Here is a 21,512-nt window from a genome sequence, read left to right as displayed (position 1 = left end):
TTCCGGATAGGTTCGCGGTTTCCGCGGCAAACTGAGACTGGTTCGAATTCGTCTGACAGCACCGCCACCCATTCCCGCCTTTCTCCACTGTTTTTTGCCACGGGTTTCTGTGGGTAGTACCGTGGCTGTGCCGCTCTGCCTCGATCAGAAAAAACGCGATATGCAGACTGAGGCCGCTTTTCCGAAGCGTGCAAAGTTCACCTAAATCCGCCGCGGTCCATTCAACTCTCTGCTTCCATGATGTTGACCGAAAGATGGGATTGCCCACCTCTACAATAGCCAGACAGGAAACCTTTCGCGATCTCTAATCAGACAACACTGCGCCATTCAGGTCAAAGTGCTTTGGGAACAATGCACGCAGAAAACGGAAAACAATTCTCATTGCTTCGTCGCGGTCAAATGAATCCGGGTGGAGTAGGTAATCAGTCCACATGCCTTCGAGCATTGCGAGTGTGCCGTGCGTGGCGTCCCTGGCAACTTGATTAGGATGTTCCGTGCCAGATTCTTTTGCAATTCGAGCGAAAGCGTTAAAAACCAAGTTCCGAAGCTTGGCGTCGCGGGTATCTGAAAACGCAGCGATTGCTGCTCTGTTTCGGGCCTCGCCTCGAAATGCGTACCAAATGGAGACGTTTTTCTTGTTGAGAATGGATTCACTCAAGTCACCCCGAACAATCATCTCAATATGTTCCTGCCCGGTTTGTCCGGTCGTTTCCAACAACTCATAAATGCCATTGTAGTATTGTTCGGATGAATAGCGGGCGGCTTCGTCTACCAAGTTGTCTTTCCCACCAAAATGAAGATGAATCATTCCGCGGGACAGATTGGCGCGTTGGATGATTTCGCTGACTGAGGTCTCGGAAATCCCTTTCTCTGCCACCGAATCGAGTACGGCCTCGATCAGAGAAAGGCGATTTCGTTCGCGTATTTCTTGTCGTCTTCCAGTCATATGATTAGGCGGCTCTGTTTGTTTTCAGTCTCTTGCGGTGGCGTCTAGTGGCCGATGCGAAGTTGGCCAGCCTCTATGTCGAAATAATCAGTTGACACAACTAGTTCAAAAATCCCAGATTTAAATGGACGATTGTCCATTTTGTGATCGACTGTTGTCACAGCATCGAAAACGACATTCAGCAGGGAAGCATGGCAGGAGTACTACGAAGTGAGACGGGCAAGGGCCTGGCACTTAGCGCGCCTGCGACGCTCTACGTGGGACTGCTTGTAGCCGTGCCGCTCTGTATTCTTGTCGCCTACAGTTTTTGGACCCAGACATATGTTCAGATTGACCGGACATTGACTTGGGCGAACTACCAAGAGGCGTTTACTGACCCCTTGGTTCGACACCTAATGATCCGTTCGGTTGCAATTGCGGGTGCGGTGACATTGGCAACGGTTTGTCTGGCCTACCCGATTGCCTACTTCATTGCGTTTCGTACGCAAAAAAAGACCCTCTGGCTGTTGTTGATCACTATTCCTTTTTGGAGCAGTTACCTTCTGCGCGTGTTCAGTTGGAAACTCATTCTTGGTTTCAACGGGGTGTTGAACTCGGCGTTGATTTCACTGGGTTTGATACAAGAACCGCTGACATTCCTGCTCTACAATGAGTTTGCTGTGGTCCTTACGCTCGCCCACGCCTGGGCACCGTTTGCCATCCTGCCGATCTATGTATCCCTGCAAAAGATTGACCGCAGCCTTTTGGAGGCCGCAACAGACCTCGGCTGCAGTAAGTTGGAGCGCTTTGTACGTGTGACACTGCCCCTGACGGTGCCGGGGATCATCGCGGCCTGCCTGATCATTTTCATCCCAACCGTCGGCGATTACGTCACTCCGGCCTTGGTCGGTGGATCGCAGGGAAAAATGGTCGCGAACTTGATCCAGGTGCAGTTTGGCGCCGCCAATAATTGGCCGTTGGGTGCAACCCTGTCTCTTCTCGCCATGCTTTCGGTCGGCTGCGTTGCGATCCTGTTCGTGGTGGTCGTCACCGCATTGGGTCGGAGGATCAGATGACCAGGGTATTTCGCATCTCATGGTTGCTGGTTTACGCGATTGCCTACCTGGTGTTTCTCTATCTGCCGGTTTTGCTGTTGCCGCTGTTTTCGTTCAATGACGGAACCATCGTTGCGTTCCCGCTCAAAGGTTTCACATTAAAATGGTACGCGCAGTTGGGTCAGCAAGACACGCTGTTGCAAGCCATGGTGAATTCGCTGATCGTCGGCAGCGTGACCGCCGTGATGGCAACTTCTCTGGGTCTCTTTGCAGCTCGCGCCTATGTCCGTTATCGCTTCACTGGGCGTGAGTTGTCCGAGGGACTGGTCATGCTTCCACTGGTCATTCCCGGCATCATCGTTGCCAGTTCAATGCTGGTTCTGTTTATCAGCATCGGGCTGAAACCATCGCTGACCACCGTGATCCTTGGGCATGTGTTTGTGGCGCTGCCCTTTTCCGTGTCGATTATGAAGTCTGCGTTTGACGATTTCGACCAGTCTTTGGAGGAGGCCGCGTTCGATCTTGGTGAAAGCGTTGTTGGAACGTTTCGACGTGTTACCCTGCCAATCGTCGCGCCGGGTATCATTGCCAGCCTATTGGTCACCTTCACAGTGTCGTTTGACGAGTTCGTCTTGGCCTTTTTCCTATCCGGAAACAGCCCAACACTGCCGGTCTATATCTGGAGCCAGATCCGCTTCCCGGCAAAACTGCCCAACACGTTGGCGCTTGGGTCGCTGCTTTTGCTGTCGTCCGTTCTGCTGCTGTTGATTGCTGAATATTTCCGCCGCCGATCCATCCAGCCCTCAGATTGAAGCCAAAGGAAACAAGTAAGATGAGCGAACAGAACATCATCGAAATTCGGGGCGTAGAAAAACGCTTTGGTTCCTTTGTGGCTGTGTCTGATCTGAACCTGACCTTGAAAGAAGGTGAGTTCTTTTCGTTGCTTGGCCCTTCAGGCTGCGGCAAGACAACGGCTTTGCGCATAATCGCGGGTTTTCAGGATCACGAAGAAGGCGAGATCCGGATCGATGGCCGAACGATGGGAGAGGTGCCTGCCAACAAGCGTCCTACAAATATGGTGTTCCAAAGTTATGCGATCTTTCCGCACCTGAACGTTGGCGACAATGTTGGCTTCGGATTACGCAAGACCAGGCTTTCGCGGAAGGAAATCAAAGAGCGCGTTGCCGAGGCGCTTGAGATGGTCGAGCTTGGCGGCCTGCAGGACCGAAAAGCCAACGAATTGTCAGGAGGTCAGCGGCAACGTGTGGCACTCGCCCGGGCACTCGTTATGCGGCCCAAGGTATTGCTCTTGGATGAACCGTTGTCTGCGTTGGACAAAAACCTGCGCGAAACGATGCAGTTGGAAATGCGACGCCTTCAACAGAAGCTTGGAATTACTTTCGTCATGGTCACGCATGACCAGTACGAGGCGATGACCATGTCCGACCGCATCGGCGTCATGTTCGCCGGGCAGCTCAAGCAGGTGGATAAGCCAGAGGTCCTGTATTCCCAACCCTGCAACCGGGAAGTGGCTTCTTTCATCGGTGGAATGAACTTTCTGGATGCCGAAGTGACTTCGGAGAATTCTGAAACGCTCGAAGTCAACGTCAAGGGCTTTGGAAAGATGGAAATCGGGGTGAACCCCAACGTCCAGGTGCATGACAAGGAACTCCTTGTCGGGGTTCGACCTGAGCAACTGGAAATCAGCTCGCAAAAGCCGGATGGCTACGATGCGCTTGTTCAGGGCGAGGTTTCGGACGTCGCCTTTTATGGCGAGAGTGTCCACTACTATGTGCGCGTCGATGGTCTGAAAGACAGCATTGCCGTCGCAGTACCAAACTACTTTCACACGGTCGACCACACGCGCGGCGATACCGTCTGGCTTGGCGTTCAAAGCGCCTCGGTGATTGACTTGGGTAAACGTGAATCTTTGGGAGGAGAACAATGATTAAAACAGCATCACTTACGGCAGCAGTAGTTACCACCTTTACCGCGAGCCAAGCTCTGGCGAACGCCGCTGACCTGACCGTTTTTGACTGGTCCGGATATGAGGATCAGGGTTTCTACGGCGATTATGTCGAAAAGTACGGTGGGGCGCCCAGCTATACCTATTTTGGCAGCGTGGAAGAAGCGTTCACCAAGCTTCAATCCGGGTTTGAAGCCGATTTGGCTCACCCCTGCACAGATGCCCTGAGGAAATGGGTGGCAGCAGATTTGATCAAGCCAATCGACACCAGCAAGCTGGAGAATTGGGACAAGTTGATGCCCAAGATCAAAGAGGTCGATGGCATCACGATCGATGGGCAGACCTACATGGTGCCGTTTGAGTGGGGTAACACTGGCCTGATCTATCGCACCGATATGATTTCGGCGGATGATGTTTCGCTGCAATTGCTTGCAGATCCCGCCTATCAGGGCAAAGTCGCCATTCCGGACGCCGCTTCCAGTGCCTTTGCAATGGCAGCCTTGGCGACTGGAGCGTCCAGTTATACCGATATGAGTGACGAGGAATTCCAAAAAGCGGCGGACTATCTGCGCGCGGTTCATCCGAACGTGCGGTTTTATTGGTCTGATGCCGGCCAACTGGATCAGGCAATTGCCAGCGGTGAGGTCACGCTGGGGTGGGGATGGAACCAATCGGAACTGAACCTGATCTGGAACGAAACCCCAGCGGTCATGATGCGTGATGTGGACAAAGGCATTGCGACCTGGGTCTGCGGGTATGTACATCTGAAATCTGCCAAGCAGTCGGATGAGCAGGTCTATGACATGCTGAACGCGCTCAGCTCCGCGGCAAGCGGGAAGTACATCATTGAAAGCTGGGGGTACGCCCACGCCAATGGAGACGCTTTCGCACAGGCAGACCCGGAGTTGATCGAAACTTACGGGTTCTCGGACGTGGACAGCTTCTTTGAAGGCAGCTTGTTCTTTGACGCCGTTAACCCCGAGTTGGAGGCGAAGATGTTGAAGGAATTCGAGCGCATCAAAGCGGGCTTCTGAGGGCGCTCTTACAACACAGCCGGGAATGGTGGGGATGTAGAAGCCCTTCCATTCCCACGAAACTATTTCCGATTTTCTTGGAGGAAGCGCGGCAATGTCAGGCGCTGACGGATATTCTGTACTCTTTGAACCGGTTCAAATTGGGCCAGTGACAGCCCGAAACCGGTTCTATCAAGTGCCCCACTGCAACGGCATGGGGCACTTGCGACCGCAGGCCGAGGCCGCCATGCGGGCAATGAAGGCCGAGGGTGGTTGGGCCGTCGTCTCCAATCAGGAGACGGAAATTCATCCGACTTCTGACCTGTCCCCGTTTGCCGAAAACCGACTTTGGGATGAGCGGGATATCCCGGCGCTGCGCCTGATGACCGAGGCGGTGCATGGAAAGGGGTCTTTGGCGGCCATTGAATTGGCGCATAACGGTCACCATGCGCAAAATCATCTGAGCCGGGCCCCTTTGCTGGCGCCTTCAGAACTTGCCTTGCAAACTGCTTATCCCAAGCAAGCCAGGGCGATGGATAAGGCGGACATTCGCGAATTTCGCAAGTGGCATCGCGCAGCGGCTCGCCGCTCGCGCGAAGCCGGGTTTGACATTGTGTATGTATATGCCGGGCATCACATGACCTTGCCCCATCATTTCCTGCTGCCACAGTTCAATGATCGAACGGATGAATATGGAGGTTCATTGGAGAACCGGGTGCGGCTAACCCGCGAGCTTCTTGAAGAAACCAAGGAAGAGGTTGGAGATGATTGCGCCATTGCCCTGCGATTTGCGGTTGACGAAATGCTCGGGGCAGACGGCATGCAAGCGCAGGAAGAAGGCCGTGCTGTAGTCGAGTTGCTGGCCGAGCTTCCAGACCTTTGGGATGTTAACGTGGCAGATTGGAGCAACGACTCTGCGACGACCCGGTTCGAGCCCCGCGACGGCTTTCAAACCTCATATATCGAATTCGTGAAACAGGTGACTTCCAAACCTGTTGTTGGCGTCGGGCGTCTTACCTCGCCGGACTTGATGGCGTCCTTGGTCAGGAAAGGCATCCTTGATTTTATCGGCGCGGCGCGGCCATCCATCGCTGATCCGTTTCTGCCCAACAAAATCAAGGAAGGTCGCATCGAAGAAATCCGTGAGTGCATCGGTTGCAATATCTGTGTTTCATCCGACTCTCTCGGTGTCCCCATACGCTGCACACAAAACCCGACCATGGGCGAAGAGTGGCGGCGGAAATGGCATCCAGAGTTCATTGAGCGTCGGGGGAAAGAGGAAGCTGCGCTCGTTGTCGGCAGCGGACCAGCCGGACTTGAATGCGCCATGCAATTGGCGCGGCGGGGATACGAGGTAACTCTGGCGGAAGCCAAGCAAGAGCTTGGCGGCCGCGTCTTGCACGAGTCTGGTCTGACCGGGCTGTCCGCTTGGAAACGCGTCACAGATCACAGAATTTATGACCTTAGGCAAAGAGGGAACGTTCAACTGTTCACCGACAGCCTGTTGTCAGCAACCGAGGTTGTCGAGCTGGGTATTCCGAACGTCTTTGTTGCAACTGGCGCAAAATGGCGACGAGACGGGCGCGGGAAATCTGGATTTCACGGCGTATCAATAAGCGCCGGCGCTCAGGTATTTACGCCGGATGACATCATGTCAGGGACTCTGCCGGGGAGCGGTCCGGTTTTGGTCTACGATGATGAACAGGCATATCTCGGTGGTGTATTGGCGGATCATCTGGCTCGGGCTGGACATGAGGTCGTCTTTGTAACCCCGGCTTCAATGGTTTCGCCGTTTACTGAACTAACGCTGGAACAAACACGAGTACAACGCAGTCTTCTGGAAGGCGGCGTTCAACTGGTCCTGTCTCATACATTGGACAACGTGGCGCCGGGGCAGGCGACCGTGCGATGTGCGTACACGGGGCGAGAACAGACCAAAGACTGTGGTTCAGTTGTGTTGGTGACGCAGCGCGCGCGCGAAACCAGCCTCTACGATGAGCTGCGCAGCTTGGCCAACAACTCGCTGACTACGTTGGAATTGATCGGGGATGCTGCCAACCCCGGCTTGATCGCGGACGCAGTTTATTCGGGCCACATGGCTGCTCGGAATTTCGAGCGCGAGGCGGGCGAAATTGACCGCGAATTTTTCCGTCGGGAACTCGTTTCCCTTGAACTTGTTTGAGGTGCGCCATGCCACAAGATGATTTGCAAGTTATGCGCGACTTGGTGGGCTCGCAACGTGAAGGGTTCGCCTTGCCTCGTCACTTCTACACGTCTCAAGCCGTATACGAGAACGATATCAGTGCGTTCTGGAACCGAAACTGGATCTGGGTCGGCCATGTTAGCCAGGTCCCTGAACCGGGTGATTATTTCCTGTTCGACTATGGACCCGAGTCCATTATCATCGTTCGGGATCGTGAGGGCGAAGTGCGCGGGCATCTGAACGTATGCCGCCATCGTGGATCGCGGGTTTGCATCGAACGGAAAGGCAAAGCCCGCAACTTCATATGTCCGTATCACGCGTGGACTTTCGACTTGAACGGCAAACTGCGGAACGGTCGATCAATGGGATCGGATTTTGATCCGGGCCAGTATGGGTTGTTCCCGGTTCAGGTGAAGATATACCAAGGCCTTATATTCGTCTGTGCAGCCGCGAATGCACCACCTCTGGATGCCGCGCTGGGGCGCCTCGCTCCACTTTCAAAGCCGTTTGACTTTGAAAATCTGAAGGTCGCTCATGAAGCCTCGTATCCGGTTCCCGCGAACTGGAAACTGGCCTTGGAAAACTATCTGGAATGCTATCACTGCGCCCCGTCTCATCAGGACTATTCGCGCAGTCACTCGTTGAAAGATCCTGCTCAAGTTCTTGAGTTCAGCGGCGCTCTTCACGAGCGGATGGACGAAGTCGGAGTTCCCTTGGAGGAATTGGACCTGACCGGAGAAAACGCGCTCGCGCCGGGTTCAGATGTCTATTGGCGGCGCTACCCGCTGTTTCCCGGGTATTTGACGGGCAGCAAGGATGGTACGCCTTTGGCTCCCCCTCTGGGAGAGCTAAAGGGTCACGACGGCGGTGCCACCGATCTGGGGATCGGGACTTTGAACTACTTCCTCGTTTATGCAGATCACATGGTTGGCTACCGGTTCGTTCCGCGCGCCCTGCAGGAAACGGATATTCAGATCGTCTGGTATGTGCGCGGCGATGCTCGAGAGGGTCGTGACTACGATAAGGACGCGTTGACATGGCTCTGGCATGTCACGTCGCTCGATGATGAGCGGATCATCCGTCACAATCAGGAAGGCGTGAACTCCCACCATTTCGTGCCGGGACCGCTGTCCGAGATGGAGTGGAGCATTCCTGGCTTCTATCGCAACTACTTCAGCATGATCTGATACGCTCAGAATTCGGAGAAACACCATGACAGAGTTAACGAAGCGCAGATCAAGACGGCGCGGGGGCGGGCGTGAGGCGCGCGCGGCCGTGCGAACCAGCAACGTCGCTTCGCAGGCAATCTGGCCGGGCATTACCGGAGGAAGATACAAGCCCCTGTCAGACGCTGACATGGCGCGTATTCATGAAGCCGCCCTGAGTATTCTGGAGCGTACGGGCGTCGGTGATCCAACGCAGGAAGTTCTTGATCTCGTGCTGCCCAAAGGGGCGACGGTAAACGAGCACGGCAGGCTATGCTTTCCTCGGGCCTTGATGGAAGACCTGTTGGCGAAGGCCGCCAGCGAATTCTATGTCCATGCACGCGGATCTCGGGCCGGAAAGGACGATATGCACTGCACCAAGGACAAGGTGTATTACGCAAATTCGGGTACGGCGGTGACAACGTTTGACGCGGAAACGCGCAGTTACCGACCATCGACGCTCAAGGATATCTACGATTTTACCCGTCTTGTAGACCGGCTCGACAACATTCACATGACCGGAGATACTGTTCTGGCTACGGATGTCCCGCAGGACTACGAGCATGACATGAACATGCTATACGCCATTCTGGCGGGAAGCGAGAAACCGTCCTGCCTGACATTCCGCACGCGCGAACACATACAAGACGCCATTCATATGTTCGATCTGGCATCGGGCGGGGAGGGAAAGTTCCTTGAAAAGCCCTCGGTGATTTTTGGAGGCTGTCCCATCGTTTCACCGCTTCGGTTCGGGCGGGAAAACCTGGAAATCCTGATTGATACTGCGAAAATGGGCCTTGTCTGCGACCTTGCCGTTCCACCACAAGCCGGAGCCACGTCACCTGCGCCATTGGCCGGCACGCTGGCGCAGGCGGTAGCCGAGACCCTTTCATGCGTGGCCGTGGCCAACCTGATCAATCCAGGAACGCCTGTCGTCTTTGCGGCATGGCCGTTCATTACTGATCTGCGCACTGGATCGTTTACTGGCGGAAGTGGCGAGCAGGCTTTGATTTCAGCCGCTGCTATTCAGATGGGCAACTTCTACAACCTACCAACCAGCGTCGGATGTGGAATGACGGATTCCAAGATCCCCGATGCGCAATATGGTCTGGAAAAGGCGCTGACGTTCGCTTTGGCGGCGCATGCCGGTGCCAACCGGCTCTGCGAGTTCGGTGGAATGCTCGGCAGCTTGATGGGCTGCAGCTTTGAATCGATGGTCATCGACGACGAGGCGGCGGGTATGATCTCTCGAACACTGCGCGGGATCGAGGTGAGTGACGATACGCTTTCAGTCGACGTCATCCACGAATGCGCAATCGATCCCGGACATTTCCTTGGCAACGCTCAGACCTTGCAGTACATGGAAACCGAGTATGTCTATCCAACCTTGATGGATCGGGAGCTTACCGACACTTGGGAGAAGGCAGGCCGTCAGGATATGTTCGAGCGGAGTAGGTCGGTTGTGAACGATATCCTTTCCAATCACTACCCGAACTACTTTGGCAGCAAGGCTGATGAAGAGGTTCGATCCAGGTTTCCGATCAAGTTGCCGCCTGAAGTAATGCGGGCTGGGTGAGCGTAGCAGGTCGCGGTAGGGGCTCGCCACTTGCTAGGTTGCGAGGCCGCCCCGAAGCCATTCCTAAGTTCTCAACGCATTCTGGCGCGTCAGGTCCTCGGTGGCCAGCCGGATGCCCTTTTCAAGGATGTCGAACATCTGGTTCAACTCGTCTTCTGAAATGATCAACGGCGGAGAAAACACACACATATTGATGATTGGCCGCAGGATCAGTCCGTTCTCCTGACAATGATGATCAATCAATGCGCCAACTGATTTATCAAGATCCAGCAGGTCATCGGCTTTGGCGTCCGCAACACACTCAACGCAGCCAACCAGCCCCATACCGCGGGCATAACCGACAAGCGGCAATTCAGCTAGGGCCTGAAGGCGTTCTGCGAACAGCGGCGTGATCGCGCGGACATGCTCAAGAACGCCGTCACGCTCCATGATTTCGATAGTCTTCAAACCGGCCGCCGCGCTTACTGGGTGGCCCGAATAGGTGAAGCCATTAGAAAAGGTAGCGTCCCGGGCGTGTTCGCCGCTTATTTCTGCAATCAGCCGATCAGAAATGATGCAGGCCCCCATCGGCACATACCCTGAAGTCATTCCCTTCGCGCAGGTGATGATATCCGGCTGAATACCAAAGACGGCTTCGGACGCAAACCAATGCCCAAGCCGTCCGAACCCAGTCACAACCTCGTCCGAGATATACAGGACATCGTACTTTCGGCAGATTTCCAGACAGCGCAGATGATATCCCGGTGGAGGTACGATGACACCTCCAGAGCACAAGATCGGCTCAGCGATGAAAGCTGCGACTTTGTCTGCTCCGGTCTGCAGGATCATATTTTCCAGATCCACTATTTTTTCGTCCAGAAAGTCGTCGACTGTCTGCTCGGGGCGACGCGTATAAGGATTCACATTCGGCAGGAAGCGCGTCAGGTGACTTGCCTGGTCCAGCCAACCTTTGTCTCGCTCTTTTCCGGACACTGAGGCCGCCAGGTAGGTCGATCCGTGATAGGCTTTCTGCCGCGATATCACGATCTTCTTTTCAGGCTTGCCCAGCAGGTTGTTGCGGAACTGGACAAACCGCAGAGCGCTATCCACGGCGGTTGAGCCGCCAGTCGTGAAGAACACATGGTTCAGGTCGCCCGGCGTTCTCTTTGCGATTTCATGTGCTAACCGGGCCGGAGCTGAGTTGGCATTGTTGAAGGGCGAAAAATACGCCATCTCTTTCGCCTGTTGAGCCATCGCATCGGCAATTTCGGTGTTTCCATAGCCCAATTGCATACACCACATGCCGGCAGGCCCGTCTATCAGGCGCTTTCCGTCCTCAGTGAAGACGTGAACGCCCAGACCGCTTTCTGCAAAGGTGCGTTCGTTTTGGCCCAGGCATGACATTCCCTCCCACGGGTGCAGGAAATGTTCGTTGTCCCACTCGCGAATGGACCGAAAGTCAGAGTTGGTAAGGGTCATGCAGCGCCTTGATGAAATGGAAATCACAAAATGAACGAACATTCATTCAGTGTCAATTCTTGAACTTTCGCTCTGCTTAATGCGAGAAGACAAAGTGCGACCACCCAGCGGAGGACAAACAAGATTACTCTCGAGCCTGATATCCCAACCAATGCCCGTGATCTGGGTAAGCTGCAGAACCGAAAGCAGTTGATCCAATCGGCTGCAGAGGCCCTCTACAAGTACGGAATTCGCGGCACGACCTCGGCGAGAATCCAGGAGTTGTCGGGACTGTCGCAAGGGATGGTAAACCTACACTTTGGCTCCAAAGAAAAGCTTTTGCTTGCGGTGGCTGAGGAATTGTCAGTCCGCTACGCGGAGCAGTGGAAGGGCATCGCATCCAATCCCGAGTTGGACCCGGCAGACAAGTTAATCTCTATCATCAAAGCAGACTTCGACCCCTTGGTCCTAAATGCACGGGACGTCGCAATCTGGTTTTCCTTCCGGGCTGAAGCGGTCTCGAACCCGAAGGTATTTCCTTTCATCGACTCGCGAGACAAAGGTTTCAGGGCGGCGATACTGGAGCTGTTGGAGCAAATAAAGGTTGAAGGCCAGTACGATGACGTAGACGCCAATCTTGCGACAGACGCATTGGTTGCTTTGCTGGAAGGGCTCTGGACCGACTACCATTTGCACTCAGAGATCTTCAAACCCTCAGAGGCTTTGAGGATCTGCCTGTTTGTACTGAAATCGATGTTTCCAAAACACTTTAGCAATCAAAAGATCTAAGGATGAAGGTGGCTTTGGAAAATCGGAACCTACCGAGGTCAATCCCTAATCCGTCCGTGTCTCGTGAATGAATCGCCGCAAGTCATTAGTCATTGGTTGGGCCCATAAGACGCACATGAGCAATGCAAAACACCAAATAGCAGCGCGCCGATGATCAGCGAACTAGCCGAAGCTTCCAACCCGCGGCCGCGCGCGATCAGCAAGATTCCAATAACAAAGTCAGTAAAAATCCCCAGATGATAGTATGAGCTGCGCCGGCATCTTCAATCCCGTCGGATATGACCGTTTTCACAACAAGGACATCAGCGTCGGCATATGTAGCAAGAAGTCTCATGGTTGGGGGCAGGACCGCCAAACTGGCACCAACCTCATTGGCTGCTCCTAACGGTGTCGGACGTTCGTCAGAACTGCCGCTATGACCGGGTCACGGACAAAGTCATCTAGGATTCTTCAAACAGATCGGTCATCCGTAGGATTGCACTACACGGCCGTCGAGAGTGGGAAGGAGTACTTTTCTTCTCTTCCGAAAGTGTATTGACTCAATTCAAGGCCTCCCTACTTGCTGAGAAGGCCGTTACGGCTCACCGGTGTCCAGAAACCCTCCGGTGGAGCCTTTTTGTGTGTCCGACGGTATCGTTCACAAAACTAGGTTGCTGGATGCTCGGGTGCGTCACCCAAAGCCAGTAGTAAAAGGATGGCCAAAAGCGGTGATCCAACCAGACCGATCAGGAACCAGATCAAACCGGATCGGTTGCGCCGCCCCGCCATCGTGATCGGCAGGATATAAAGCCAGATCACGCCAACCAGCAAGGCTAGGATAAATATCAGTTGGATACCTGGTGCGTCCATCAAATTTCGCCTTTCGTATCTTGACGCCATGTATAACACGGCTGATCCAGTTTGACAGACGGTGGCCCGAATGCGCTCTTGGGCAAAAAATAACTCCCGACATTGGTCCCGGGCGTCCTGGCACTCTCCCGGTGGCTTCCTTGGCTATTAAACGGTGTAATCCCAATGGTTGGAGCGTTCCGGAGCGCACAGTAGCAAGTTCGGGAATGCGGACAAAAATTCTGTGCGTTGAGGGAACTCTCTAAGTCTAGCCAAAATCGGCAGATTGGCCAAATATCAGTGATTTTCTACCAAGACGTTTAACTGTTGGTCACTTGACTAAGAGAAAAGACCGCTTTCCGATCTCAACCGCCAATCTCGCTCCAAGCTTCACCCGCAGCACTGCTGGGCTGGGTGATAGCTAGTATAGTGTGCAGTGTGACGACGGACTCCTTGACTTTCACACTCTACTCAAAATCCTTGCAGTCAATGAGGGAGAGAGTTTGTGCAAGCTGAGGGATTTGTCAAAGGGCGGCCGATTGACCTGGCAGTTTTGGATTACGGGCTGTTCAAGGTTCATTCCACGGGTCGCATCATTGGGATCTGCGGCTTTCTGATCCGGACGGACCTGGGAGAAGCAATACTCATCGACACCGGGTTTCCCGAAAAATATGTGACCGATACCGAAGCCGCGGTCAAAGAAGATCGTTTGCACGAGTTTGGCGAAGTCCTGAAATGTGAACCGGAAAACCTGCCACGCGCGCAACTGGCAAAGCTCGGTCTCATTCCATCAGACATTACGTTGCAGATTTGTACCCACACTCATATAGACCATATCGGGGGATTGGGCGACTTTCCTAGCATTCCGATACTGCTCTCTTCAGTCGAGCGGGCTCTGCCTCGTCCATTGTATTGGGGCGATGTGCAGCCTTTGGAGTGGCCCGATCGGGATTACCTCTTGGTTGATGGCGACGTAGAGATTGGACCAGGTATCCTGGTATTGGCGGCACCCGGTCATGCACCTGGCCAAATCGCCCTGATGGTCGATCTTCCCTCGGGTCCGGTTTTGCTCACCAGTGACGCGATATCCCGACCGTCAGAAATCGATGAGAAATTTGCAGGGTCATGGGACGAAAAAGCCGCGATTGCCAGCGCAGACAGGTTGATGCGCCTAGCATCCGAGCGGAACGCCTTTGTGATCTATGGGCATTGTCCAAAACAATGGCCTGTTCTGAAGAAAGCTCCAGAGGTCTACCGTTGACCCACCCTGTGGTCCACCTTTACCGAAATGGATTGTTCTTCCTGAAAGCTACCTGACGTCCCGCCCTTGATTCAGAATGATTACATTTCCGCTGGAAACGTCACCGGCCGGTGAAATGAGAAAACTGACCCAAGAGGCGATTTGCTCGGGCTGCATCGCCCGACCATGCGGCATGGCGTCAACGGCTTTCTCCAAGACTTCCTCAGACAAGACATTGAACAAGGGCGTCTCGGTCATGGCTGGCGCCAGCGAGTTCACACAGATTTTTTCCTTTGCGTATCGACGGGCTAGGTCTTTCGTAAGGGTATCCATCGCCGCCTTTGATGCCCGGTAGTGCGGAGGGTCAAATACATCGAAATTGTAAGCTCCGTTTGATGAGATATTCACAATCTTTTTGACGCCCTCGCGTTCCAACATCAATCGAACAGCCTGCTGGCAACAATGGAATGCGGAGCTGAAATTGATTGCCATCTGCTTTTCCAGTTCCTCGGGCGGTATATGCGGGAAGTCGGACATGAAGCAGGTGCCAGCGTTGTTTACCAAAGCATCGAGGCCGCCATAAGCTGACTTTATGCCATCAAAGGTCTGGGCTATTGCAACTGGATCCGCCAAGTCAACGCAGACTGGTGTGAAATTTGAACCTAACTCCACCGCCAGTTCATCCAAACCGTCCTCGTTGAGGTCCAGTCCAAGGACGTGGCACTCACATGTCCGCAATTGGCGGCAGATAGCCTGTCCCATCCCTCCCGCAGCGCCGGTCACAACGGCTGTTTTCATAGTAATTCCTCGAACCTTGCCGAAATTGTGGATATCTTGAACTACAGAAGGAAACCCGCAACGCCGGTTTCTGCAAGCATGGATAGTCAATCTCACAAAAATTCAGCGTGCGTCCGGGTTGGGCTCGGAGTTAGACCTTGCGATGTCATACTTCCCCGCTTTGTTGCCGGATGTGCCTATCGACGTTGCAACTGAAGCAAGCGGCAGCATGGTCCGCACAGCAGACGTTCAAGCAAGTTGCAGCGAATGACCGGTTTGAGCCCATACCTCCCGAATGCTGCACGGCGCACCAGTGTCCGCTCTACGGACGGGTGCGTTGGCAGGCGAATTCTATTTATCTGTCAGAGTTTCCACTCGAACCCGACGGCTTTTTCGGAGACCTGCCAAAGACGCGCCATGACCGCCTTGTCATGGGCGTGAGCGTTCAAGGTGCCTTTTCCGACAGGGCCGACTGTTTCCATCCAGCCTGTCGGACCATAGAGGGCGCGCTGTTCGGTCAGGGTCTCTTCGGTCGCGCACATCACTTCCGGGTAGGAGCCCTGTTCCGCTGTCTGGACCATCGGCGTCTTGGTCATCAGCCACCAGATGAACCGCATCGGGCGGCTGCCGCTTGTGGTGATCAGGGACGTCGCCGATGAGCCGGGATGGCAGACGAAAACCTCGACATATTTGCGCCCCGCAGCGGCTAGACGGTCCTGCAGTTCGTAGGCGAACATCATCTGCGCCAGTTTGCTTTGCGAATAGGCGGTGTTTGCGCCGTAGCCCTCATCCCAGTTCATATCATCAAACTTGATGGTCTTCAGGCCCATGTTGTAGCCGAGGCTAGCGACGACCACGATCCGGCCTTTGCTTTCTGCAATGCGGTCAAAGAGCAAACCATTGAGCAGGAAATGTCCGTAGTGGTTGGTGCCAAGCTGGCTTTCGAAACCATCCACCGTCAGCTTGCGTGTCGGCACCTGCGCGATGGCCGCGTTGTTGATCAGCGCGTCGATGCGAGGCACTGTCTTCAGGACCTCTTCGGCGGCCTTGCGCACGCTTCCCAGAACGGCCAGGTCCATGCGGATGAAGCTCACCTCGGCGTTCTCGCCGAATTCCTGTTTCAAATCCGCGACTGCCGCTTCGGATTTTTCAACCGAGCGATTGAGCATCACGACCTTCGCGTTCTTCTTCAAGAGCGTGCGCGAGGCTTGAAAGCCTGCGCCTGCGTTGGCGCCAGTGATGATGTAGGTCTTGCCCGACAGGTCGCCAAGGCGCTCCGGTGTCCAACCTTTGGGTCCGAACGTCGTGTCTGCCATTTTTTATCTCCTGCCAGCCCAAGTTGGCGGTTTAGGTGTCGTTGTCTGGAAGCACAGATAGAGGTGGCCGGGACCTGAAAACAGGCGATATTCTCTCGATTACTTGCCCAATCGTCTCAACCCAATTGTAAAGATGAAAGTTCTCTGTCAGCTAGAGCGCATGAGCAAAGAACAGATCGGACACCTTATCGAACGCCTCCTGCCCGAGGCGGGCCTCGTCGATACCGCGCTGAAGGGTGTCCAGCTTTTCCGGGTGACCGAGCCCATGCCCTGCGTGCCTGCCGTCTATGAGCCAACGGTGGTGGCCATACTCAACGGCACCAAGAAAGCTGTGCTGGACGGTGAGCACCATGTCTACGGCAGCGAGAAATACTTGTTGTGCCCGATGACCCTGCCGGTTGAGGCAGGGACGCCACGGGCCTCTAAAGAAGATCCTCTGCTTGGTGTTGTGATTACTTTGGATCCACGATTGATGCGCGAGCTTGCCGTGGAAATCGAGACCGTCGCCGGTGGCAGAAGACAGTCTTGGGGTGGCGCGCCATCCGCTTTGTCATTGGCGTCTTGGGATGCTGGCTTCTCGCAGGCTTTATTGCGGCTACTCGAACTGCTCGAAAACCCGGTTGATCTGGCGGTGCTCGGACCGGGGCGGTTGCGCGAGCTGTGCTACGCGGTGCTCATGGGCGAGGCCGGCACCGCCGCAAGACGTGCCTTTAGCGTCGGCAACGAAATCGCGCGCACCATCGACTATATTGCAAACCACCTGAACGAGCAGGTCACCATCGACGATTTGGCCGATCGTGTGGGCATGAGCCGCGCGGTCTTCCATCGGCGTTTCAAGGAAGCCACGACAGTGTCGCCGATCCAGTTCGTGAAATCGATGCGGCTGAACAAAGCCGCGATGAAAATCGCCGAGGGAAAGACCGTTTCGGAGGCCGCTTGGGATGTGGGCTACCAAAGCTTCTCCCAGTTCAGCCGCGAGTTCAAACGGATGTATGGCCAATCACCTCGACAATGGAGCCACGACCGACACGTGGCGACAGGGATAGCCTGAAGCCAAGACTGCGGACCTTGGACGAAGCGATACGAACGGCGGCTTCGTCCCGCGTAGCGGTCACTCAGACAGAACCCGGCAAACGGCTGCTCTGAGCCCAAAGTAACCAATGCTGCTTTCTGCACGAACGTCAATACTGCGCAGAATGCTGACTTTGCAAATTTACGAGAACGGCTCAAATGAAATTGCCTTTAACCAAGCAGCAACAAGTTGGGGGTGTCGTCTGGCAAACTTACCGTTCGCAGTATCCCAACAGAATCTCTGAGCGGAACCCGAAATTGCTTTAAGGTTGCGTAAACAACGTTGGTTCCTCACTTTGAGAAAACGTAATCCATAGCAAGATTGAAAGAGAATTAAATGAAACGCCTGTTTCCATCTCTGCCGGAGAACGCGACACTTGGAAGTGTCTATCAAGCCTTTCCAGATAAACTTTCTCCGCTTTGTGCGTACGAAAGCCTTGTGATGAGGGGCGAGAGCGACCTCTCGGTCGCTGAACGTGAACTCATTGCGGCCTATGTCTCGGGATTGAATGCTTGTGCGTATTGCCATGGGGCGCACATCGTTTTCGCCAAAGCCTACGGTATTGAAGTCGAGACAATCGAGGCACTGATGGAAGACCGCGATACGGCGCCCGTCGAGGATCACCTCAAACCGTTGCTGGCATACATTGAAAAGCTCACTGTCTCACCATCCCGAATGACAGAAGCCGACGCTAGAGCAGTCTACGCGGCAGGCTGGTCGGAGAGTGCGCTGTTCGATGCTATCCAAGTTTGCGGTGTCTTTAATCTCGTGAACCGCTTCATAGAAGGAACAGGTGTCCAAAGCCCTGGCACCGACCCAAGAGAAGCGGACGAAGCCACTTTAAACCGATGCCGCAGTGACAGCTTCTATACCGATTTCGGACGAGAGAACGGCCTCGACATCCCTTGAATTGATGTTGTTCTAACGTTCGAAACGCCACGAAAAGCTGGTCCGATAGAGCGGCAGATGCGTCCTTCGCTCTCGGGGTTAAATCATTCGTCGGATCAAGTCGGCGCATTCATTTATTGTTGGTGGATCCATGTTCAAGCCTCAACGATCCGTCCTGCTTTTCGTAGATAACTCAATTTCTGATAAGGTTTTGGGGGCATGTGGGCTTTGTAAGGGTGGAGAGTTGCTTAAATTTGACGCTGAAACAACGAAATTACTTGAAATCGCCTATCAAGGCGCAGAACTGACGCGGCGAAGACAGGCTTCATTTGATGCGCTGTGCCCGGCTCCTGGTGAAACTATTTTGGACATCGGTTGTGGCAACGGGATGTTAACAGTTGAGTTGGCCCGGGCAGTTGGCTCGGATGGCTATGTCATCGGGATCGACCCAAGCGCTGACATGACGGCAGCTGCTAGAGAACGGTGCAGCGACTACGCAAACGTGGAGTTTCGTGCTGGTGCCGCAAATAGCTTGCCCATTGAGGATGAGAGTGCTGACAAGGCCGTCTCGGTACAGGTCTTTGAGTACATCGAAGACGTAGACGGTGCGTTGGCTGACACGCTGCGGTGCGTCAAACCCGGCGGGCGCCTCGTCATCAGCGATCTACACTTTGGCAGCTTGATCTGGTTCAGCGATGAGCCCGACAGAATGCAAAAGATGCTGACATCCTGGAACCAGCACTTTGTGAGTGGTTCCGTCCCGGAAAGACTGCCCGCGCTGATAAAGGCTCGCGGCGACCGTGTGGAAGATGTCTTGTCGTTCACAATGACGGATCACCAGTTGAAGCCTGATGGCCTCGCAATCATGATGATGCACCTCATGAAGCAATACACTGTCGCAAATGACCATGTTGATCCCGCAGTTGCGCAATCGTGGTTTGATGAGCAGCTCAGCCTTGCAAGGACTGGACGCTTCTTCTTTTCGATGACCCAATTTGTTGTCGTGGTGCGCAAAAAGGGGTGATTGAGCTAAGTAAATCGGCCTGGGTTCTTTCGCGGGCTTCATGAAAGTCTCGTATTGGTACTTACTCAATGGCTACAACACAGGTGCGTGGCTGCCACTTCCAGCTTGCAGCTGCATTTGGCGTGATCTAATCGCCTTATTCGGCCGATTGTCACCAAGTGTCGTCAGAACCTTCCTGGATAAAGACTCACCATGTTCTGCACGTCAAGCTCACTCGAAAACGCATCGGGATTACTCCAGATCACGTCATTAATATAGTCGCGTTCAGCGTGAAAATCGTCAGCTGTAGGCCGCGGCTTCCGGGCTTCGGGGAAGCCTCTCTTGGTCCTACCGAACAGTCCACCAAATACGGTCCAGATGCTGGGTGACATTGTATGGGAAGCCATCTCATGGTCCTTTCCGAGTTGCTTGCGCTGTCGCAACAACAGTAACTGTTCACCTGTTTTTCTGGTATCCGGCACAAAATTGTGCTGTTCTACAAAAATGAAGAACGGGTTCCGAAATTGGTCGGATATTCGTGTGTTCCTCTCTGTCTTGAGAGAAGGATCGACGCTTGCGGCCTCCAGAAAGCTAAAGGTCTCCCAACCAACGGTCGCCCGACGCATTGATGTTCTCGAAAGAGAAACAGGCTTGACGCTGTTTGAGCGTGGTACGCACGGGTTCAAACCGACCCCAGAAGCCCTTCGCCTCGTTCCCCTCGCCGAAGCAATCGAGGCTTCAGTCCTCGAATTTACCGATTGCGCGAAGGAATTGACGTCGACACAACCCATCCGTATCACCGCTTATTCGGCAAACTTCTCCGCACGCATGATCGAAATCGTAAACGAGTTTTCCGCCGACAATCAGGATGTCGCATTCGAGTTTTTGTCCAGCGTTCGGGCGCTGGACCTGATGGCGGGCGAGGCCGACATTGCTTTGCGCCTTGCAAGAACCGATCCCGATCCTGACCTGATCTGTCGTAAGATCAGCACGGCCCGCTGGTCTTTGTTCGGCAGCAAAAATTACGCGGACAAATTTGGCTTACCGGGGTCAACGAATGATCTGGCCGGGCATCAGTTTGTTACCTTTCAGCGGGACGATGTACCGAATGTATTCCACGAATGGTTGACCAATCACGTGGCACCGGAACAGATCGTTATGTCTTTCACTGAACTCGAGCTTATGCATGCGGCAATCAGATCAGGGCAAGGCCTTGGTATCAGCAATGTCAAGCTGGTGGAAACAGACATGTCTTTCATCCGATGTTTCGACGAAATCCCTGAACTTGCGGTGCCGCACCTAATGCTCATTTCGCCGGAAGCCTATCGTCGGCCAGAGGTTAAAGCCTTCGTTAAGTTCTTCGCACCTCGCTATGCGGCAATCTACAAGTAGTTATTTAGGCAAAAAGGATTGAGAACACGCGAACAAACTAGTTTGCATGTACGCCACGACCGCAGCAATAGAAGCCTTATGTGGCGAGCCCAAGGATACTCTTGAAGATGACAATGGGAGATCAAATTGATCGCCGCGCCCCAGTCGCTGCAAACCGCCTTAACTCCGACATGCCATCACGTGGTGCATGACCAGGTTAAGAACTTCAACATCGTTCTGGTTAAATGTCTGGTATCGGAATTTGACCGTTCCCCGGTCTGGCTTCGAACGTGACGGTGTAATTGCCTCAACCGTAACGCGCACGCTGATCGTGTCACCGGAATACACCGGAGCCAGCCACCGTACCTCGTCCATACCATGTCCACCCAGATTGGTTCCGGTAAGTACACCAGTGTCGCGGAACAACCTGAAAGTAAGCGCTATTGTCTGAAATCCACTGGCTATGAGACCGCCGAAAATCGACTCTGCGGCAGCCACTTTGTTAACGTGGAAGGGCTGCGGGTCATGAACCAGTGCGAAGTCAATAATCGCTCCCTCGGTCAGCGTAACGCCTCCGGTTTCGAAGGTTTCGCCAACCGACAAATCGTCGATGTATTTTCCGCTAGGCATGGCAAAAGTATAGTTTGATGCAGACTCAACCGTCAACGCGGAGCCAGGCTCGGCCGCCACTAATGCCGCATTGTCTTTCGACCATGGCAAAGATCGTAATGGAGAACTAAGTCAGTGGTCGTTGACCTATGCCGCGGCGACGGTCTTGTCAGAAGAACTTGTCTTGAGGCAGGCAGGACGGTTGCGTAGCTTTTGCCCATGACCAAACCTGCCTCTTT

General features: G+C 54.1%; 20 protein-coding genes. 13 read left to right on the top strand and 7 right to left on the bottom strand.

The window, feature by feature from the left end; translation table 11 throughout:
• Positions 1-304: 304 nt before the first annotated feature.
• The gene (locus AC2FNZ_RS19195; protein WP_496841681.1) at positions 305-946 is read right to left on the bottom strand and encodes a TetR family transcriptional regulator C-terminal domain-containing protein; all 642 of its coding nucleotides are present in this window, start codon (positions 944-946) and stop codon (positions 305-307) included.
• A 191-nt stretch (positions 947-1,137) separates the two neighbouring features.
• On the opposite strand from AC2FNZ_RS19195, the gene AC2FNZ_RS19190 reads away from it, so the two are divergent.
• The 7 genes from AC2FNZ_RS19190 to AC2FNZ_RS19160 all read left to right on the top strand — a co-directional run bounded on the left by AC2FNZ_RS19190 (position 1,138) and on the right by AC2FNZ_RS19160 (position 9,943).
• Positions 1,138-2,001, top strand: coding sequence for an ABC transporter permease (locus tag AC2FNZ_RS19190; RefSeq protein ID WP_170339927.1), 864 nt, complete (start codon positions 1,138-1,140; stop codon positions 1,999-2,001).
• A complete protein-coding gene (locus AC2FNZ_RS19185; RefSeq protein ID WP_496841679.1) occupies positions 1,998-2,792 on the top strand; it encodes an ABC transporter permease in 795 nt (264 codons plus the stop codon). Before AC2FNZ_RS19190 ends, AC2FNZ_RS19185 begins: the two co-directional genes overlap by 4 nt.
• Positions 2,793-2,812: 20 nt before the next feature.
• Positions 2,813-3,928 carry an ABC transporter ATP-binding protein gene (locus AC2FNZ_RS19180; RefSeq protein WP_496841677.1) on the top strand — a complete coding sequence of 372 codons (1,116 nt, stop codon included), beginning with the start codon at positions 2,813-2,815 and terminating at the stop codon, positions 3,926-3,928.
• Positions 3,925-4,980 (top strand): extracellular solute-binding protein, encoded by a 1,056-nt coding sequence (locus AC2FNZ_RS19175; protein ID WP_496841676.1) that lies wholly within the window; start codon positions 3,925-3,927, stop codon positions 4,978-4,980. Before AC2FNZ_RS19180 ends, AC2FNZ_RS19175 begins: the two co-directional genes overlap by 4 nt.
• Before the next feature lie 94 nt (positions 4,981-5,074).
• On the top strand, positions 5,075-7,141 hold the full coding sequence (locus tag AC2FNZ_RS19170; protein ID WP_496841675.1) for an oxidoreductase: 2,067 nt from the start codon (positions 5,075-5,077) through the stop codon (positions 7,139-7,141).
• A gap of 8 nt (positions 7,142-7,149) precedes the next feature.
• Positions 7,150-8,349, top strand: a complete 1,200-nt coding sequence (locus AC2FNZ_RS19165; RefSeq protein ID WP_496841674.1) for an aromatic ring-hydroxylating oxygenase subunit alpha — start codon at positions 7,150-7,152, stop codon at positions 8,347-8,349.
• Positions 8,350-8,374: 25 nt separating this feature from the next.
• The gene (locus tag AC2FNZ_RS19160) at positions 8,375-9,943 is read left to right on the top strand and encodes a trimethylamine methyltransferase family protein (RefSeq protein WP_496841673.1); all 1,569 of its coding nucleotides are present in this window, start codon (positions 8,375-8,377) and stop codon (positions 9,941-9,943) included.
• Positions 9,944-10,006: 63 nt separating this feature from the next.
• Here AC2FNZ_RS19160 and AC2FNZ_RS19155 read toward each other — a convergent pair whose 3' ends face one another.
• On the bottom strand, positions 10,007-11,401 hold the full coding sequence (locus AC2FNZ_RS19155) for an aminotransferase (protein ID WP_496841682.1): 1,395 nt from the start codon (positions 11,399-11,401) through the stop codon (positions 10,007-10,009).
• A gap of 189 nt (positions 11,402-11,590) precedes the next feature.
• Between AC2FNZ_RS19155 and AC2FNZ_RS19150 the strand changes: the two genes are divergently transcribed.
• On the top strand, positions 11,591-12,169 hold the full coding sequence (locus AC2FNZ_RS19150; protein WP_496841671.1) for a TetR/AcrR family transcriptional regulator: 579 nt from the start codon (positions 11,591-11,593) through the stop codon (positions 12,167-12,169).
• 645 nt (positions 12,170-12,814) lie between these two features.
• On the opposite strand, the gene AC2FNZ_RS19145 is transcribed toward AC2FNZ_RS19150, so the two are convergent.
• On the bottom strand, positions 12,815-13,018 hold the full coding sequence (locus AC2FNZ_RS19145; protein WP_496841670.1) for a hypothetical protein: 204 nt from the start codon (positions 13,016-13,018) through the stop codon (positions 12,815-12,817).
• 484 nt (positions 13,019-13,502) lie between these two features.
• On the opposite strand from AC2FNZ_RS19145, the gene AC2FNZ_RS19140 reads away from it, so the two are divergent.
• On the top strand, positions 13,503-14,258 hold the full coding sequence (locus AC2FNZ_RS19140; protein WP_496841669.1) for an N-acyl homoserine lactonase family protein: 756 nt from the start codon (positions 13,503-13,505) through the stop codon (positions 14,256-14,258).
• Positions 14,259-14,306: 48 nt separating this feature from the next.
• Here the strand turns inward: AC2FNZ_RS19140 and AC2FNZ_RS19135 are convergent, their stop codons facing one another.
• Positions 14,307-15,035 (bottom strand): SDR family NAD(P)-dependent oxidoreductase, encoded by a 729-nt coding sequence (locus tag AC2FNZ_RS19135; protein WP_496841668.1) that lies wholly within the window; start codon positions 15,033-15,035, stop codon positions 14,307-14,309.
• 341 nt (positions 15,036-15,376) lie between these two features.
• Positions 15,377-16,330: an SDR family oxidoreductase gene (locus tag AC2FNZ_RS19130; protein WP_496841667.1), complete on the bottom strand. Its 954-nt coding sequence runs from the start codon at positions 16,328-16,330 to the stop codon at positions 15,377-15,379.
• Positions 16,331-16,490: 160 nt separating this feature from the next.
• Between AC2FNZ_RS19130 and AC2FNZ_RS19125 the strand changes: the two genes are divergently transcribed.
• From AC2FNZ_RS19125 to AC2FNZ_RS19115, 3 genes are all read left to right on the top strand, one after another.
• Positions 16,491-17,381, top strand: coding sequence for an AraC family transcriptional regulator (locus AC2FNZ_RS19125; RefSeq protein WP_496841666.1), 891 nt, complete (start codon positions 16,491-16,493; stop codon positions 17,379-17,381).
• A gap of 357 nt (positions 17,382-17,738) precedes the next feature.
• Entirely contained in the window at positions 17,739-18,311 is a 573-nt protein-coding gene (locus tag AC2FNZ_RS19120) for a carboxymuconolactone decarboxylase family protein (protein ID WP_093964968.1), read from the top strand.
• A gap of 130 nt (positions 18,312-18,441) precedes the next feature.
• Positions 18,442-19,314, top strand: a complete 873-nt coding sequence (locus AC2FNZ_RS19115; RefSeq protein WP_254429039.1) for a methyltransferase domain-containing protein — start codon at positions 18,442-18,444, stop codon at positions 19,312-19,314.
• Positions 19,315-19,478: 164 nt separating this feature from the next.
• Here the strand turns inward: AC2FNZ_RS19115 and AC2FNZ_RS19110 are convergent, their stop codons facing one another.
• Positions 19,479-19,919, bottom strand: a complete 441-nt coding sequence (locus tag AC2FNZ_RS19110) for a hypothetical protein (RefSeq protein ID WP_480638476.1) — start codon at positions 19,917-19,919, stop codon at positions 19,479-19,481.
• On the opposite strand from AC2FNZ_RS19110, the gene AC2FNZ_RS19105 reads away from it, so the two are divergent.
• On the top strand, positions 19,834-20,685 hold the full coding sequence (locus tag AC2FNZ_RS19105; RefSeq protein ID WP_170517478.1) for a LysR family transcriptional regulator: 852 nt from the start codon (positions 19,834-19,836) through the stop codon (positions 20,683-20,685). The two genes, AC2FNZ_RS19110 and AC2FNZ_RS19105, sit on opposite strands and share 86 nt — an antisense overlap.
• A 159-nt stretch (positions 20,686-20,844) precedes the next feature.
• On the opposite strand, the gene AC2FNZ_RS19100 is transcribed toward AC2FNZ_RS19105, so the two are convergent.
• On the bottom strand, positions 20,845-21,384 hold the full coding sequence (locus tag AC2FNZ_RS19100) for a MaoC family dehydratase (protein ID WP_217355135.1): 540 nt from the start codon (positions 21,382-21,384) through the stop codon (positions 20,845-20,847).
• Positions 21,385-21,512 lie beyond the last annotated feature (128 nt).

It is taken from the genome of Ruegeria sp. SAZA006 (assembly GCF_059613465.1).
This window is presented reverse-complemented; position numbering and strand designations above follow the sequence as displayed.